This is a genomic window from Parvibaculum sedimenti (genome assembly GCF_009184905.1).
In the GTDB taxonomy this organism is placed as follows: domain Bacteria; phylum Pseudomonadota; class Alphaproteobacteria; order Parvibaculales; family Parvibaculaceae; genus Parvibaculum; species Parvibaculum sedimenti.
On record NZ_WESC01000004.1, the window covers coordinates 164,069 to 177,744 of the forward strand.

At 62.0% G+C, this 13,676-nt stretch carries 17 protein-coding genes and 1 riboswitch; of the genes, 7 read left to right on the top strand and 10 right to left on the bottom strand.

The genetic code is table 11. The features are described 5' to 3' along the window. The first annotated feature begins 69 nt into the window (after positions 1-69). The 3 genes from F2P47_RS05735 (at position 70) to F2P47_RS05745 (ending at position 2,323) form a co-directional block, all read left to right on the top strand. Positions 70-942: a mechanosensitive ion channel family protein gene (locus tag F2P47_RS05735; RefSeq protein ID WP_152215218.1), complete on the top strand. Its 873-nt coding sequence runs from the start codon at positions 70-72 to the stop codon at positions 940-942. Positions 943-1,058: 116 nt separating this feature from the next. After that, positions 1,059-1,322 (top strand): DUF6460 domain-containing protein, encoded by a 264-nt coding sequence (locus F2P47_RS05740; RefSeq protein WP_152215219.1) that lies wholly within the window; start codon positions 1,059-1,061, stop codon positions 1,320-1,322. Positions 1,323-1,441: 119 nt separating this feature from the next. After that, positions 1,442-2,323: an SDR family oxidoreductase gene (locus F2P47_RS05745; RefSeq protein ID WP_152215361.1), complete on the top strand. Its 882-nt coding sequence runs from the start codon at positions 1,442-1,444 to the stop codon at positions 2,321-2,323. A gap of 7 nt (positions 2,324-2,330) precedes the next feature. Here F2P47_RS05745 and F2P47_RS05750 read toward each other — a convergent pair whose 3' ends face one another. From F2P47_RS05750 to F2P47_RS05765, 4 genes are read right to left on the bottom strand one after another with little or no spacing between them, the layout of a single operon-like run. Next, positions 2,331-2,906, bottom strand: a complete 576-nt coding sequence (locus tag F2P47_RS05750) for a DUF1131 family protein (RefSeq protein WP_185680967.1) — start codon at positions 2,904-2,906, stop codon at positions 2,331-2,333. A gap of 32 nt (positions 2,907-2,938) precedes the next feature. After that, entirely contained in the window at positions 2,939-3,499 is a 561-nt protein-coding gene (locus F2P47_RS05755; RefSeq protein ID WP_152215221.1) for a DUF1131 family protein, read from the bottom strand. Positions 3,500-3,542: 43 nt separating this feature from the next. Continuing rightward, the gene (locus F2P47_RS05760) at positions 3,543-4,520 is read right to left on the bottom strand and encodes an NADPH:quinone oxidoreductase family protein (RefSeq protein ID WP_152215222.1); all 978 of its coding nucleotides are present in this window, start codon (positions 4,518-4,520) and stop codon (positions 3,543-3,545) included. 60 nt (positions 4,521-4,580) lie between these two features. Then, a complete protein-coding gene (locus tag F2P47_RS05765) occupies positions 4,581-5,150 on the bottom strand; it encodes a TMEM165/GDT1 family protein (RefSeq protein WP_152215363.1) in 570 nt (189 codons plus the stop codon). Between the two features lie 55 nt (positions 5,151-5,205). Beyond that, positions 5,206-5,341: riboswitch (yybP-ykoY riboswitch) on the bottom strand. Between the two features lie 102 nt (positions 5,342-5,443). On the opposite strand from F2P47_RS05765, the gene F2P47_RS05770 reads away from it, so the two are divergent. Further along, positions 5,444-6,301: an alpha/beta fold hydrolase gene (locus F2P47_RS05770; RefSeq protein WP_152215223.1), complete on the top strand. Its 858-nt coding sequence runs from the start codon at positions 5,444-5,446 to the stop codon at positions 6,299-6,301. A 7-nt stretch (positions 6,302-6,308) separates the two neighbouring features. Here F2P47_RS05770 and F2P47_RS05775 read toward each other — a convergent pair whose 3' ends face one another. Together F2P47_RS05775 and F2P47_RS05780 are read right to left on the bottom strand one after the other, a co-directional pair. Next, complete coding sequence (locus tag F2P47_RS05775) at positions 6,309-7,334, bottom strand: alpha/beta hydrolase (protein ID WP_246176758.1); 1,026 nt, start codon at positions 7,332-7,334, stop codon at positions 6,309-6,311. 24 nt (positions 7,335-7,358) lie between these two features. Next, positions 7,359-8,036 (bottom strand): TetR/AcrR family transcriptional regulator, encoded by a 678-nt coding sequence (locus F2P47_RS05780; protein WP_246176759.1) that lies wholly within the window; start codon positions 8,034-8,036, stop codon positions 7,359-7,361. A 359-nt stretch (positions 8,037-8,395) separates the two neighbouring features. Between F2P47_RS05780 and F2P47_RS17890 the strand changes: the two genes are divergently transcribed. Genes F2P47_RS17890 through F2P47_RS05790 form a run of 3 tightly spaced genes read left to right on the top strand, consistent with a single transcriptional unit; the run spans position 8,396 to position 10,685 of the window. Further along, on the top strand, positions 8,396-8,902 hold the full coding sequence (locus tag F2P47_RS17890) for a PaaI family thioesterase (protein WP_246176761.1): 507 nt from the start codon (positions 8,396-8,398) through the stop codon (positions 8,900-8,902). 3 nt (positions 8,903-8,905) lie between these two features. Beyond that, positions 8,906-9,340: a PaaI family thioesterase gene (locus F2P47_RS17895; RefSeq protein ID WP_185680968.1), complete on the top strand. Its 435-nt coding sequence runs from the start codon at positions 8,906-8,908 to the stop codon at positions 9,338-9,340. Position 9,341: 1 nt separating this feature from the next. Further along, complete coding sequence (locus tag F2P47_RS05790; RefSeq protein ID WP_152215224.1) at positions 9,342-10,685, top strand: MATE family efflux transporter; 1,344 nt, start codon at positions 9,342-9,344, stop codon at positions 10,683-10,685. On the opposite strand, the gene arsC is transcribed toward F2P47_RS05790, so the two are convergent. From arsC to F2P47_RS05810, 4 genes are all read right to left on the bottom strand, one after another. After that, positions 10,672-11,031, bottom strand: a complete 360-nt coding sequence (gene arsC / locus F2P47_RS05795) for an arsenate reductase (glutaredoxin) (protein ID WP_152215225.1) — start codon at positions 11,029-11,031, stop codon at positions 10,672-10,674. The two genes, F2P47_RS05790 and arsC, sit on opposite strands and share 14 nt — an antisense overlap. A gap of 9 nt (positions 11,032-11,040) precedes the next feature. Further along, positions 11,041-12,084, bottom strand: coding sequence for a quinone-dependent dihydroorotate dehydrogenase (locus F2P47_RS05800; protein ID WP_152215226.1), 1,044 nt, complete (start codon positions 12,082-12,084; stop codon positions 11,041-11,043). A gap of 5 nt (positions 12,085-12,089) precedes the next feature. After that, entirely contained in the window at positions 12,090-12,431 is a 342-nt protein-coding gene (locus F2P47_RS05805; protein WP_152215227.1) for a DUF952 domain-containing protein, read from the bottom strand. A 335-nt stretch (positions 12,432-12,766) separates the two neighbouring features. Next, the gene (locus F2P47_RS05810; protein WP_152215228.1) at positions 12,767-13,546 is read right to left on the bottom strand and encodes a hypothetical protein; all 780 of its coding nucleotides are present in this window, start codon (positions 13,544-13,546) and stop codon (positions 12,767-12,769) included. Positions 13,547-13,676 lie beyond the last annotated feature (130 nt).

Genomic DNA, 13,676 nt, shown 5'->3' on the forward strand with positions numbered 1-13,676 from the left:
CATTCCCTCATCCCACCAAACAAGGCTACATTCCGGCCGGGAGAGAGAAACGGGAAAGACGGAAACCGAATGATGGAATGGCTGCCTGCAAGCATTCAACATAATCTTGATACGATTCTGCCGCTCTTTATCGACCGCGGCCTCAGCTTCGTCGGCGCGGTGGTCATCCTCATCCTTGGCTATTGGCTCTCCGGCAAGGCACGGCACTGGGTGAGCTTCCTGCTCGGCCGCGCCCCAAATGGCGACGCGATGCTTCAGGGCTTCTTCGGCAGCATCGCCTCCTACGTGGTGATGATCTTCACCATTCTCGCTGTGCTGGCACAATTCGGCGTGCAGACGACGAGCTTTATTGCGCTACTCGGCGCCGCCGGCCTCGCCGTCGGCCTTGCGTTGCAGGGCACGCTGTCGAATGTTGCAGCCGGCGTGATGCTGCTCTTCTTCCGTCCGTTTCGTGCAGGAAATTATGTCGAGGTTGGCGGCATCGCCGGCACGGTGAAGCAACTCACTCTGTTCACCACGGAACTCACGACCGTCGACAATGTCCAGATCATCATTCCAAACAGCAATGTCTGGGGCCAGGCGGTCAAGAATTACAGCTTTCACCCGACGCGGCGCGTCGATCTCGTTTTCGGCATTTCCTATGACGACAATATTGCCAAGACGATGGAGGTCATGCGCCAGGTCATCGGAGCGGACAAGCGCGTTCTCGCCACGCCCGAGCCGCTCATTGCGGTCAACGCGCTCAACGAGAGTTCCGTCGACATGTTGCTGCGTGTCTGGACCAGCAATGACGATTACTGGCCCGTCAAATTCGACCTCACACGCGCCATGAAGGAACGCTTTGACGCGGAAGGCATCACCATCCCCTTCCCGACGCAGACGGTCCACAATTTCGGCGATCCACAATTTGCGGGCATTGTCACCGAGCCGCAGAAGAACTGACGCCCTCTCGACGAAGCGGGAGCCACCCGCTGCTCCCGCTTCGTTTCACCCTGTTTCTTCCCCAGTCTTATGGGGTAAGTTAGAAATGTGCCCCTGCGGGCGAGAGGAGTGTATTCATGGAACGGCTCTTTGGCGGCCCCATCCTGCCAACCCTGATCAAGCTTGCGGCGGCGTCCGTCGTCGTCGGCGTCCTCCTCGCCTTTTTCGGCATAAAGCCCATCGACCTCTGGTACGACTTTCTCGATACGGTGGTCCGCATCTGGCACATGGGATTCGACGCCATCGACTGGTCGGTAAAATATTTTGCGCTCGGCGCCGTGGTCGTCGTGCCGATCTGGCTTGTCGTGCGGCTCTGGACCTATCTCATCGAAAAGAAGTGACGTAGCGGCAGCCGTTACTCCGCCGCCTGAAGCTCCAGACCTCGTGCAAAAGTGATGGGCGCGACAGACGCGCCTGCTATCCTCCCGGCAAACAAACAGGGGAGGACCTCATGGTTTCGATGTTTCGCGACGGATTGCTGAAGGGCAAGCGCATCCTGGTGACGGGCGGCGGCACCGGTCTCGGCAAGGAAATGGCCGAGGATTACCTGCGGCTCGGCGCCGAAGTTTATATCTGCGGCCGCCGCAAGCATGTGCTCGCCGAGACGGCCAAGGCACTGATGGACAAGCATGGCGGTTCGGTGAAGACGCATGGCGTCGACATTCGCGTCGCGGGCGCGGTCGATGAGATGATCGGCGAGATCTGGGCCGATGGCGGCCCGCTCACCGGTCTTGTCAACAATGCCGCCGGCAACTTCATCAGTCCGACAAAGGATCTTTCGCCCAAGGGGTTCGACGCTATCGCCGGCATCGTGTTCCACGGCTCCTTCTACGTGACTCACGCCTGCGGCAAGCGCTGGATCGAAGGCGGCGACAAGGGCAGCGTCATCTCGATCCTCACGACATGGGTTTGGAACGGCGGCCCCTTCACCGTGCCTTCCGCCATGTCCAAGGCAGGCATCAACATCATGACGCAATCGCTTGCCGCCGAATGGGGCCAGTACGGCATTCGCCTCAACTCGATCGCGCCCGGACCTTTCCCGACAAAGGGCGCGTGGGAACGCCTGAGCCCAGGTCAGTCGCTCGAAGGCGACACATCGCGCGAGGGTATTCCCATGGGCCGCGTCGGCAAGATGGACGAGCTGAAGAACCTCGCCACATTCCTCATGGCCGATGGATGTGAATATCTCACCGGCCAGTGCATCGCCATCGACGGCGGTTCTTATCAGGCGGGCGGTGGAAATTTCTCGCGCCTGTCGAGGCTCTCCGAGGAAGAGTGGGACAATATGCGCGACATGATCCGCAGCGCGAACGAAAAGGACAAGGCGCAGCGCAGCGTCTGACCCTCGCTCAGGTCGCGCTCCACATGATGGCGATCAACCGCCAATTCGCAATCTCGGTCGGCGGAGGCAGGACACCGTCCTCTGCCGGTTTTTTTCCGCCGAAGATATAGATGACGTGATCGAGCTTCGGCGCTGTACAAAAAATGCGGCCCGTATAGCGCCCCGCGCCGGGAATACAGTCGGGCTTTTCGCCGTAATGATAGAGCGAACTCAGCCGTGCCTTGACGCGTGCTCCGCGCGCATCGGCGATGCGCTGTGTGAAAACGGTAATGCCTGTGACGCGCGGCTTCTTGCGGTCGCCATTGGATTCGAGTTCAAGCAGAAGATTCTTGCCTCTCGAGACGCGCAGAACCGTGTACGGCGCGGCACCTTCGAGTTCGACCGTCTGCGGCTGGAAAGTCACGCCCTCAGGTAGAATCTTTTCCAGCGCGGCCTGATCGAAAGGCACCTTGTTGTCGAGCGGACCGACGCCAGCATCGCGCACGATATAGGTGTCGAGCGACTGGACCGCAAACGCAGTCGTCGCGGAGAACGCCGTCGCGGCAATCACGGCAAGACATGACAAGATACGCTTCGATGACATGATGTCCCCTTGGGCACGGATGAATTGCGGGATCAGTTGACGGACGCGTCGTCGCCATCCCATAGCATGGCGGTCACATGCCAGTCCGCCAGAACTTCCGGCGGGGGCACCTGACCGTCAGGCGCGGGCGGCACACCCTGCATCTCGTAGATGATGCGATTTGAATTGGGTTGTGGACAATAGATGCGCCCCCGCTTCTCCATCGCGCCCGCCATGCAGCCCGTTGGCTTCGACGGCGGAAATATATCGCGATAGCGCGAGCCGATATGGACGCCGTTTTCGTCCTGCACAATATCGTCCAGTATCAACACGCTTGCGACGCGGGCGCCATCTCCGGTCGGATAAAGTTCGAGCACGGTTTTGCCATTGTCGATGACACGGATGACATGCGCCCCCGGCTCCAGCGCCGACGACATGCCGGCACTCACCTTGAATTGAGGGAAGAGCCTGGCAATGGCTGCGACATTGAACGCGGTCTCGACGCTGATCGGACCCACCTTGTCGCCATTGACGACCAGCCCCGCCGGCTTCGAGCAGGCGAAGAGGAGCAGGCCAGCAACAAGAATGGCAGCCGCCATTGGAACGCGCGTCATCTTTCCTCCTGCCGCCCCCTCCGAGTTGCCGATCCATGGATCTCTAGTCCATGGTTATAACGACTTTTCCCACAGCTTTCCGTTCCTGCAGCAAGCGCATCGCATCGACTGCACGATCGAGCGGGAAGGTCGCGCAGACATAGGGAACGATCTTGCCTTCCGCCGCAAGCCTGTCCACCGCCTCGATATTGCGGCGCCCTGCTTCCGGATCGCGGCGGCCATATTCGCCCGCGCGAACGCCGATTACGGAAAAGCCCTTGATAAGCGGCATGTTGACGGAAATGTTCGGAATGCGGCCGCTGGTGAAACCGATGACCAGCAGGCGCCCGTTCCAGGCAATGCAGCGCACGCTCTCGTCGAAAACATCGCCACCCACAGGATCGTAAACGACATCGGCGCCCCTTCCCCCGGTTAACGCCTTCACCTCTTCGCGGAAGCCCGTTGTCACATTCAGGACATGATCGGCCCCCCGCGCCTTCACCACCTTGAGCTTCTCATCCGACGCCGACGTTGCGATGACGGTGGCACCCCAAAGCTTGCCGATATCGACAGCCGCCATGCCGACGCCACCCGTACTCCCATGCACCAGAAGCGTCTCGCCCGCTCGGAGGTTCCCGCGAATGACGAGAGCGACATAGGCGGTGAGATAGGCTGCCGGATAGGCGGCGGCATGAACGAAATCCATGCCCCTTGGAATCGGTCGGCAGGCTTCCGCCGAGGCGATCGCCTCTTCCGCGAAGCCGCCGATGCGCAGCCCCGCAACCACCTCATCTCCGACCTTGAGCGATGTCACGCCCGGCCCCACTTCGGCGACGATGCCCGCCCCCTCCATGCCCGGAGCGAAGGGCAATTCGGGCTTGAACTGATACTTGCCCTGCACCATCAGAATGTCGGGGAAATTGACCGAGCAGGCCTTGAGGCGAAGCCGCACTTCGCCGGGGCCCGGCGGCGGCAAGGTCACCTCATCCATGCGGAGGACGGAAATATCCTCCGACAGCTCATGCACACGCATGCTGCGCATCTTCATCTCCCCGAATTCAAGTTTCTTTGCGGCGAGCATAGGTGCAGAGCTTGGCTCAAATCAAACGATGCCCATCGCCTCTAGGATGGTGACGAGGCCCAGAGCGAAGAAGATCGCCGCAGCGATTCCACGTACCAGCGCCAGCGGCAGCGCCTTTGCCGCAGCGTTGCCAAGGAAGACCACGGGAACATTCGCCAGCATCATGCCGATGGTCGTGCCGGCGGCGACCGAGATGAGATCGTGGAACCGCGCCGCAAGGCCGATAGTCGCAAGCTGCGTCTTGTCGCCCATTTCGGCGAGGAAGAAAGCGATTACCGTGGTGACAAAGGGGCCGAAGCGCGATGCGCCGCCCGGCACCTCGCCCGCCTCGTCGGGAACAAGCATCCAGACACCGCCCGCGACGAAAGAAACGCCGAGTACCCACTGAAGAACCTGCGGCGTCAGCCAGTTCGCGACAAGAATGCCAACCTCGGCGGCGAGCGCATGGTTGAAGATTGTCGCAACGAAGATGCCCGCGATGATCGGGAGTGGTCTTTTGAAGCGTGTCGCGAGGACCATCGAGAGAAGTTGCGTCTTGTCGCCGACTTCGGCGATAGCGACGGCGGAAAGCGAGAGAAAGAAGGCTTCCATATCGGGGGCTTCCAGCCGGGCGTGTTGGACCAATGACCTGAGACGCGCGTCGCCCGGCAGGGAGACACACCTCAAGCCAAAGGTCTCGCCAAGCGGTGCGGCTTCCGCACCTGCCGCGCGCACCATGATCCGAAGATCAAGTTTGTTGATGCGCGCCCCTCTCGTGATGGAGGGCGACTACTCCCCTAAGGATGCTCGGGAATTAGCATGGCCCTCGCCGCCAATGCAAGCCCGAACGAGGAGATTGCGACTCTCGCAACAGGATGGAACATTGCGCTCCGGGAGGAGCATTCATGGACGATATTCGGTTTGGACGCGCGCGCGTCAACGACGTCGATATTCATTACGCGGAAGCAGGGCCCCGGGATGCGCCGCCCGTTATGCTGCTGCACGGATTTCCCGAATTCTGGGCCGGGTGGCGCGCCCAGATTCTTGCGCTGGTCGCAGCGGGCTTTCGCGTCATCGCCCCGGATCAGCGCGGCTACAATCTAAGCGGCAAGCCGAAGGGCGTTGCCGCCTACGACCTGGACAAGCTGGCGGCCGATGTCGTCGCGCTCGCCGATCATTTCGGCATTTCCCGGCTGAAACTCATCGGGCACGACTGGGGTGCCTCCGTCGCATGGTGGCTTGCGACGACAAGACCGGATCGGCTCGAACGGATCGTGGTCATCAATGCTCCGCACCCCGCCCTCTGGCTGAAGGCCATGCGCGAGGACAAGCAGCAGAGGCGCAAGAGCTGGTATGTGCAGATGTTCCGCCTGCCCTGGCTTCCCGAGGCCATCATGAAGGCGCGTAACTTTCGGGGCCTTGCAGACGGTCTCGTGCGGTCAAGCCGCCCCGGCACGTTTCACGAGAGCGACGTTGCAGAATACCGCAAGGCATGGTCGCAACCCGGCGCGCTCACCGCGACCGTCAACTGGTATCGCGCGCTGCTGAAAAAGCGGATGCCGGAGGCGCTGCCCTGGATCAAGACGCCGCTGCTCCTGATCTGGGGCGTCGAGGATCGTTTCGGCGAGAGGAGCGGGGGCGAGGCGAGTCTCGCGCTTTGCGAGAATGGCCGCTCGCTCTTCGTCGAGAGCGCGACGCATTGGGTGCACCATGAGAAGCCCGCGCTCGTAAATGCGAGCTTGATCGAGTTCCTGCGCGACTGATGCCCGATCAGGCGTGGAGAATGCGCCGCACGTCGCGCGCGATCTCCTCGCAGGCGCGCTTCGCCGCAGGCACCACGCCCGTCATTGCCGTGAAGGCGTGACAGAGATTGTCGTAACTGCGATAGGTCGTGTTGACCTCAGCCTCGCGCAGCGCCTGCGCATAGGCGATACCCTGATCGCGCAGCACATCGAAGCCAGCCGTTATTACGATGGCCGGGCACAAATCTTCGAGGTCGCCCGATTTGAGCGGCGAGGCCAGAATGTTTTTTGCCTCGCCGGGATCGTTCAGGTAGTGGCCGATGAACCACTCCATGATCTCGCGCGTCAGCGGATAGACGTTCTCGCAACTTTCCCACGAGCCGCCCTGCCACTCCATGTCCGTGACCGGATAGATGAGAAGCTGCAACGCCGGCTCTTCTTCTCCCGTGCGCTTCATCTCCTGTGCGACGACGGCGGAAAGATAACCGCCCGCGCTGTCGCCACCGACCGCGATGCGCCGCGTCATGCCAAGCGTCTCGGCATTGTCCCGGGCATAGCGATAAGCCGCGAGCGCATCATCGACCGCTGCGGGGAACTTGTGTTCGGGGGCAAGCCGGTAATCGACCGACAGAACCACGCATTCGCCAATATCGGCGAGCATCGAGCAGAAGGTGTCGCAGGTATCAAGATCGCCGATGACGCAGCCGCCGAAGTGATAGAAGACGAGGCCCGGAAGCGGTCCACCCGCGTTGCGCGGCGTATAGAGACGTGCGCCGAGCGGCCCGGCAGACCCCGGCACGGTGACGGCTTCGACGAGGACCTGCGGGCTCCTCGTTCCGTCGAGAAGCTTCAGGCCCTGCGCCGTCGCGGCGCGGGCGGTGACGGGATCGAGCGTCGTGATCGAAGGCGCCTTGGCGCCCTGCACCGCGAGAAACTGCGCGCGCGCATCGAGCGTGCGGCCATCGATCGCTAGCGGCTTACCGCCGGCCATGGCGACAAGCGCGCCATCGGGCAGCTTCAGCAAGGTCCGCACGATCAGCTTCTGGATGCTCACCAGCCCCTCCCCTTGTGCATTCGACTACTTCTGTTGCGCGTCAGTCTTGATCGGCAGGGCATGAAATCCATGCAGGACAAGCGTCGTCGCAAAATCGGCGGCTTCCGTCGCATTGAGTTCGGGCCGCTTGATCATCCGGTCGCCGATCTCCATGGCGATGCCGACCACGGCAGCCATCAGATATTCAGAATCCACCGGTGGCACATTGCCGTCACGAATATCCTCTTCGATATATTCGCGAATCTCCTCAAAGCCCGCGATCATCTCCGGCGTATCCATGCGGACGCGCAACGAGGCGGGATTGCGCCTGATGATCTGGAAGGTCATGCGGTCGGAGGCGAGATAGTCGAAATAAGTTCGGAAGGCGTTGCGGATGAATTCCTCGAAATTGCGCGAGCGAATGCGATCCGCCTTCAGGCGCGGGCGAATGCGGCGCATGCCGTCATCCATCAGCGCCTCGAAGACCTCTTCCTTGCTCTTGTAGTAGTTGTAGAACGTGCCGGAGGCGAGGCCGGTCTTGCGGATGATGTCCCGCACCGTGGTCGCGCCATAACCGAGCTCCGCAAAAACCTCGCGCGCCGCGTTCAGTATGGACTCGCGGTTGTTGAGCTTGGTCTGCTCACGCTTGCCGATGGGTTTCACGGAATGCATGAACGCGCCGTCCTGCCCGCCCTGCGGCGCCTTCTCCTTCAGGTCGGTCATGAGCGAACCAGTACCCTCATACAGGCGGACGCGATCATCATGTCTCCTATGGGCGCAAAAGCGCGCCGATTCCAATTTCACCCTAATCTAGACGAAAGCGCCGCAAGGTCAATTTGAACGAGTGTCGCGCCGAAGAAAACTCCTGCCAATTCAATGACTTGACGGAATACGCGAGGGAAAGACGCACACCAAATAGGCGAAAAGCCCCTTTTGCGGCTCGTATCGGCGCTTCGATCGCAAGCGGCGCAGGGCAAGCGAACAGAAACGTAGCCTCGCCGAGTGCGATTGAGCATCGTAAATGTGCGATGCGAACGGTAGACTCGCCCCACCCCCAATTCATGAGTTGTTCCGGGACGTACATGACTACCGAATTCAGGATGACGCCAGAGACGATGATGGCGCTGAAGGAAATGCTTATTCAGCATGTTCCGCAAATGCGCGCGCTCGGCGTCGAAATCATCAACGCCGCCCACGCACAGGCCTGGCTCCGCGTACCTTACGACGAGAGGTTCATCGGCAATGCCGAGACGGGCGTGATCCATGGCGGCGTGATCACCACCGTGCTCGACAATACATGCGGCATGGCCGTGCAGCTCGCAATGGACGAGCCGAAGGCCATCGCGACACTCGACCTGCGTATCGATTACATGAAGCCGGCAACGCCCGGGCTCGCGCTGACGACCCATGCGCATTGCTACAAGACGACGCGCAATATCGCTTTCGTGCGCGGCACTGCGTACCACACCGACATAAACGACCCCATCGCCTCCTGCGTCGGCACCTTCATGATCGGCGCAAATCGCACCGTGCCGACCGGCGTCGCCGCCGCGAAAGCCTTCATGGCGAAGCAGAAGAAGGAAGGCTGAGCCATGACGGACACAAAGACGCCGCGCGATCTCAACGCCTTCATCGAGGGTATTCCCTATGCTCGCTTCCTCGGCATCAGCGTCGACCAGAAGGGCAATGAAATCACCACCGTGATGAAGTTCGACGAGAAGCTCATCGGCAATCCCCTGCTGCCCGCGCTACATGGCGGCGTGATCGGTGCTTTTCTTGAAATGACGGCGATCATTCAGCTCGCCTACGAAACGGGAAGCGCGGCGATCCCGAAGCCCATCGGCCTCACCATCGACTATCTGCGCTCCGGCAAGCCCGTCGACACCTATGCCCGTGCGCAGATCACCAAGCAGGGCCGCCGCGTCGCCACAGTGCATGCGGAGGCCTGGCAGGAAGATCGCTCGAAGCCCATCGCTGCGACGCATGGGCACTTCCTCCTGAAAACCGGCGAGGAAGCCGAGTCCTGACATGACGACGGATGACTCCCCGCCGCCGCAGCGCGTGACCCACGGACGCGTTCTGCGGCTGGCGGGGCCGATCGTTCTCTCCAATATCTCGACGCCCCTTCTCGGCATTGCCGACATGGCGGTCATAGGCCGCATTCCAAATCCCGCCGCGCTCGGTGCCATCGCGCTTGGCGGCACCATCTTCAATTTCGTCTATTGGGGTTTCGGCTTTCTACGCATGGGGACGACCGGCCTCACCGCCCAGGCGCTCGGCGCAAAAAATGCGCATGAGGTCAGCGCCAATCTCGGTCGCGCACTCCTGATCGCCGCCGCAATAGGACTTTCACTGATCCTGCTACAATGGCCGATCGGACTTGCGGCCTTCGCGCTTCTGAAGGGGAGCTCTGAAGTTCAGGCCATGGCGCACGACTTCTTCGCCATCCGCATCTGGAGCGCGCCCTTCACGCTTGCGAACTTCGCGATCCTCGGCTGGTTCATCGGGCGGCAGAAGGCAAGCACAGCGCTGCTGCTGCAAGTCTTCATGAATGGTATCAACATCGCCCTCAATGTCACCTTCGTCGCGGTGTTCGGCTGGGCCGTGAAGGGCGTCGCGACGGGCACGGTGATCGCCGAAATTGCCGCCTGCGCGCTCGGTCTCTCGCTTTCCGCCCGCGATCTAAAATCAGTCGGATGGCATTGGGAATGGCCGCGGCTCCTCGACCGTGAAAAGCTCGGCCGCATGATTGCGGTCAACCGCGACATCATGATTCGCACCTTCTGCCTCATTTTCGCTTTCGCGTTTTTCACGGCGCAAGGCGCGCGCTCTGGCGATGTTCTGCTGGCGGCGAACGCGGTGCTCGGGCAATTCATCGCAGTCTCGGCCTTCCTGCTCGACGCCTTCGGCTTTGCGGCCGAAGCGCTGGTCGGCCAGTCGGTCGGCGCGCGCGACCGCGCTGCATTCGACCGGACAGTGAAACTCACGTCCCTCTGGGCAGGCGGCGCAGCGCTCGCGCTTTCGCTGGGATTGCTCGCGGCAGGCCCGCTCCTCATTGATGCACTGACCACATCTGAGCCTGTGCGCGAGGCGGCGCGAACCTACCTGCCTTGGGCAGCGGCGGCGCCCTTCGCAGCGGTCTGGTGCTTCCTGCTCGATGGCATTTTCATCGGCGCGACGCGATCGGTCGAAATGCGCAATGCCATGGCGCTTTCGCTTGGCATCTTCCTCGCCGCCTGGTGGCTGCTCGCAGCACCTTACGGAAATCACGGCCTCTGGGCGGCACTCATCATCTTCTATCTCGCGCGAGCGGCGACGCTGCTCGGCCTATACACCTCGGTCGCGAAGTCAACGGCCCTCAAAGGCCAGTGAAGAGATCAAGCACATCTTCCGGCGGACGGCCTAGCTTCGCGCGCGCGCCGAAGATTACGACGGGGCGTTCGATCAGGATCGGGTTTTCGGCCATCGCCGCCACGAGCTGATCGTCGGAAAGCTTCTCATTGTCGAGGCCGAGATCCGTGTAGACCTGCTCGCCCTTGCGCATCAGATCGCGCGGCTTCATGCGCAGCTTCTTCAGCACGGATTTGATCTCGTCGGCTGAAGGCGGCGTCTTCAGATAGTCAACAATCTCGGGGTCGAGCCCGTGCTGCTCGATCAGCGAGAGCGTCGCGCGCGATTTGCTGCAACGCGGATTGTGCCAGATGATGACTTTCGACATGGGCGTTTCCTATTGAGCGTCGAGGCCGACCGCATCGCGCAAATGTTCGATGCCATCCGCAGCGAGCAACAGCGCAAGCTCGCGCTTGATACGGCTGACGAGTGTGGGCCCATCAAAGGTGAGCGCAGTGTAAAGCTGAACGAGGGATGCACCCGCGCGAATCTTCGCATAAGCATCGGCGCCGCTCGCCACGCCACCAACGCCAACGATCGGAATCTTTCCGCCAGTCAGGCGATACATGGTTCGCAGCACTTCCGTCGACAGCGCGAAGAGCGGCTGGCCAGAGAGACCGCCCGTCTCGTTCGCCAGCGGCCCGGAGACGAGACCCTCGCGGCGGATTGTGGTGTTCGAAACGATGAGACCGTCGAGACTCTGATCACGCGCCACCTCGGCGATGTCGGCGAGTTCTTCATCGGTGAGGTCCGGCGCGATCTTGAGCAGAATTGGCGTGCGGCCCTGCCGCGCCTTCATCACGCGTGCGACGAGCGTTTCAAGTTCCGCCTTGTTCTGTAGCGCGCGGAGCCCCGGCGTGTTGGGCGAGGAGATATTGACGGTGAAATAACTTGCCAACCCCTCGAAGGCCGCGATGCCGGCCTCGTAATCGGCAATACGGTCGGCGGCATCCTTGTTCGCGCCGATATTGACGCCAACAATGCCGGACCGCGCACGCCGCGCGATGAGACGACGCTTCAGCGCCGCATGGCCTTCATTGTTGAACCCAAGACGATTGATGACGGCGCGTTCTTCCGTCAGGCGGAAGATGCGCGGGCGTGGATTGCCCGGCTGAGGGCGCGGCGTCACGGTGCCGACTTCCGCAAAGCCGAGGCCGAGCTTCAGCATGGCATCCGGCACTTCGCCGTTCTTGTCGAAGCCAGCCGCAATACCCAGCGGATTGGGAAAGTGAAGGCCCCAAAGATCGATGCCGAGCGAAGACGGATTGGGCGCAACGTCCCGCGGCGCGAGCCCGAGCTTCAAGCCGAGAATGGTGAGCCGATGGGCACGCTCAGGCTCGATGAAGCGGAGTGCCGGGCGCACAAGCGGAAAGAGGTCCATGAGGTTTAGTCCATCGGCGGAAAGCGATGCTCGCCACTCGCGCAAAGCGGCAGCGGGTCGACGCTCCGCACGGCACTGAGCGGGAGGTCGCCATAAAGGTGGGGGAAGAGGGCCCCGCCACGCGAGACCTCCCATTTGAGGTCGAGCGCGGCGGCATCGACGGCGACGAGCAGCAAATCGCTCGCGCCAGCGAAATGCTTTGCTGCCGTTTCCGGCGCCTGTGCGGCAGTCGAGAAATGAATGAAACCGTCTTTCAGATCGACGGGCGAGCCCGCAAAGCGGCCCGACGCCTCGGCAGCGCGCCACTCCGCCTGATGCACTATTTTGTAAATCGCGCGCGCGCTCATGTCCCCGTCCGCCAGCCTTTGTCTTCGCGCGCGCAATGTAACGAGGGGTGCCGTAGGGAACAAGAAAAGCCGACATTTTGTATGGCAGGACAGCGCGGGCTTCCATTTCATAATTCAGGTTAATTATACCCATTACCGCTCGGTTCGGGATTTGATAGCGCCCCGCCCCAGCCGCCTCCTCGCACAGTCGGTTCCGGGCCGGAATCGACGAACTGGCGCGGCGTACAGCAAAGACCGTCGGGTTGCAGTCGCCAGACCCGCCGCACGAGCCATATGCGCTCGCAGTGGAAAAGATCGTCTGGCTCGCCCGCATCATCCGGGCGAGTCCGTAACGCTCAGCGCGACGACTTTCCCGATGTCGCGAGTACGTCCGGGACCGCCAACTGGTCCTTCATGATGGCCCGAAGCGCGCCGTCATCATGCGCCTCCAGCGCAAGCATCATCCGCTCGGCCCTGCGCCACGCGAAGCGCTGGAAGGCATCCACCGGCTCAGCCTGCAAGGAGCTCTTCAGCACCTGATATGCCTCTGCGCGCGGCCACGCGCCACCCATGGCCACAAGCTGCAAGGCATATTGATATGCGATCGCCGCGTTACCAGGGGCAAGCGCGAGTGCGTAATTGTAGGCGGCGATGCCCTTTTCACGGGAGGCACCGTAGATTGTCTCCGCAAGGACGCCGCCATCATTGACGATTTCGAGGTTCCAGCCGCCCAGCAGCGCGTTTGCCCATGGGTCTGTCGGCGCGAGTTCAAGCGCCCTGTCGATATGCTGGCGCGCCTCTTCCGCGTAACCCGCAAAATGGGCCGCGACGCTTCCCTCGATACGGCCGAGAAAACCCAGCGCCAGCGCAAGGTAGAGATGGCCTTCCACATTGTCGGGATCGAGCTGGAGGGCAGCGCGCGCGCTCTTCGCCGCCCGCCGGAAATCCTCGTGGCTCGCCTCGCCATGCTCGACAAAATCGCCCTCGGCGAGTTCCGAGCGCGCAGCCAGCGTCTCCCCCTCAGCCGTGCCCGCCTCATGGGCGAGCGTCGCCGCCCGGCGGAAATCGCCTTGCGCGAAGGCCTCGCGGGCCGCGTCGAGCGGCACCGCCGCAAACGCCGGCGACGCAGCGAGCAACAGGAGCATCAGCGGAAGGCAAAGACGCGGGCAATACATCGCGCGATGATCCTTCGAGACGAAGGGCGTGGCAAGCAGGACCGCATGCAGGCCCCGCGTGCCGACACCTACGCGCGTACGCCGCGAGGAC

What these genes read in the sequence shown, in the direction of transcription:
- F2P47_RS05735 (WP_152215218.1), top strand. Translation starts at nt 70, where the DNA reads ATGATGGAATGGCTGCCTGCAAGCATTCAACATAATCTTGATACGATT.
- F2P47_RS05740 (WP_152215219.1), top strand. Translation starts at nt 1,059, where the DNA reads ATGGAACGGCTCTTTGGCGGCCCCATCCTGCCAACCCTGATCAAGCTT.
- F2P47_RS05745 (WP_152215361.1), top strand. Translation starts at nt 1,442, where the DNA reads ATGTTTCGCGACGGATTGCTGAAGGGCAAGCGCATCCTGGTGACGGGC.
- F2P47_RS05750 (WP_185680967.1), bottom strand. Translation starts at nt 2,906, where the DNA reads ATGTCATCGAAGCGTATCTTGTCATGTCTTGCCGTGATTGCCGCGACG.
- F2P47_RS05755 (WP_152215221.1), bottom strand. Translation starts at nt 3,499, where the DNA reads ATGACGCGCGTTCCAATGGCGGCTGCCATTCTTGTTGCTGGCCTGCTC.
- F2P47_RS05760 (WP_152215222.1), bottom strand. Translation starts at nt 4,520, where the DNA reads ATGCGCAGCATGCGTGTGCATGAGCTGTCGGAGGATATTTCCGTCCTC.
- F2P47_RS05765 (WP_152215363.1), bottom strand. Translation starts at nt 5,150, where the DNA reads ATGGAAGCCTTCTTTCTCTCGCTTTCCGCCGTCGCTATCGCCGAAGTC.
- F2P47_RS05770 (WP_152215223.1), top strand. Translation starts at nt 5,444, where the DNA reads ATGGACGATATTCGGTTTGGACGCGCGCGCGTCAACGACGTCGATATT.
- F2P47_RS05780 (WP_246176759.1), bottom strand. Translation starts at nt 8,036, where the DNA reads ATGACCGACCTGAAGGAGAAGGCGCCGCAGGGCGGGCAGGACGGCGCG.
- F2P47_RS17890 (WP_246176761.1), top strand. Translation starts at nt 8,396, where the DNA reads ATGACTACCGAATTCAGGATGACGCCAGAGACGATGATGGCGCTGAAG.
- F2P47_RS17895 (WP_185680968.1), top strand. Translation starts at nt 8,906, where the DNA reads ATGACGGACACAAAGACGCCGCGCGATCTCAACGCCTTCATCGAGGGT.
- F2P47_RS05790 (WP_152215224.1), top strand. Translation starts at nt 9,342, where the DNA reads ATGACGACGGATGACTCCCCGCCGCCGCAGCGCGTGACCCACGGACGC.
- arsC (WP_152215225.1), bottom strand. Translation starts at nt 11,031, where the DNA reads ATGTCGAAAGTCATCATCTGGCACAATCCGCGTTGCAGCAAATCGCGC.
- F2P47_RS05800 (WP_152215226.1), bottom strand. Translation starts at nt 12,084, where the DNA reads ATGGACCTCTTTCCGCTTGTGCGCCCGGCACTCCGCTTCATCGAGCCT.
- F2P47_RS05805 (WP_152215227.1), bottom strand. Translation starts at nt 12,431, where the DNA reads ATGAGCGCGCGCGCGATTTACAAAATAGTGCATCAGGCGGAGTGGCGC.